The following is a 746-nucleotide window of genomic DNA, read 5'->3' on the forward strand; positions in this document are numbered from 1 at the left end:
TTGGCACCCTCACGGTGTGCGTCATTGAGTTCGCGCGAAACGTCGGCCATCATGGGCTTGAGTCGTTCGGCATCTTCCATCGCACGCGCATAGACGCTGTCGAAATCGATCGCCGGCGCATGCAGGAAGGTCGTGAGGATGTGGTTGTGCAGTTCCAGCAGAACACGCAACTTGGCGGCAAAGCGGTCCGGGTATTTCAGGTCCTGCACGCGCAGGGCGCGGCGCGCGATTTTGTCCTCATAGGCCGGACCTATGCCCTTGCCGGTGGTGCCAATCTTTTCGCTGCCGGCATTTTCGCGCACAGATTCACGCGCGATGTCGAGCGCGGCGTGAAATGGCAGTATCAGCGGACAGGCTTCGCTCACGCGCAGGCGCGATCGCACCTCGACGCCGACAGCTTCAAGCCGCTCAATTTCCTTGAAGAGCTGCTCGGTTGACAGCACCACGCCATTGCCGATGTAGCACTTGACGCCCGGGCGCATGATGCCGCTCGGAATCAGGTTAAGCGCTGTCTTGACGCCGTTGATGACCAGCGTATGGCCGGCGTTGTGGCCGCCCTGGAAGCGCACCACGCCCTGCGCGCTTTCGGTCAGCCAGTCGACCAGCTTGCCCTTGCCTTCGTCGCCCCACTGGGTGCCCACGACCACAACATTGCGGCCAGCGGCTGCGCTTGATTTGTTTGTCATCTTCAATTTTCTCGTTAGGATTCGATGGGATAAAGCCGACTTGGCGCCGGGCTCTTCTTG

General features: G+C 60.7%; 1 protein-coding gene. It reads right to left on the bottom strand.

All coding sequences use genetic code 11. The annotated features are described in order from the left end of the window. A partial coding sequence (locus ABW22_RS16470) for an adenylosuccinate synthetase (protein WP_193393323.1) occupies positions 1 to 686 on the bottom strand: 686 nt, incomplete at its 3' end. Positions 687 to 746 lie beyond the last annotated feature (60 nt).

It is taken from the genome of Thiobacillus denitrificans (assembly GCF_001530125.1).
Taxonomy (GTDB): Bacteria; Pseudomonadota; Gammaproteobacteria; order Burkholderiales; family Thiobacillaceae; genus Thiobacillus; species Thiobacillus denitrificans_C.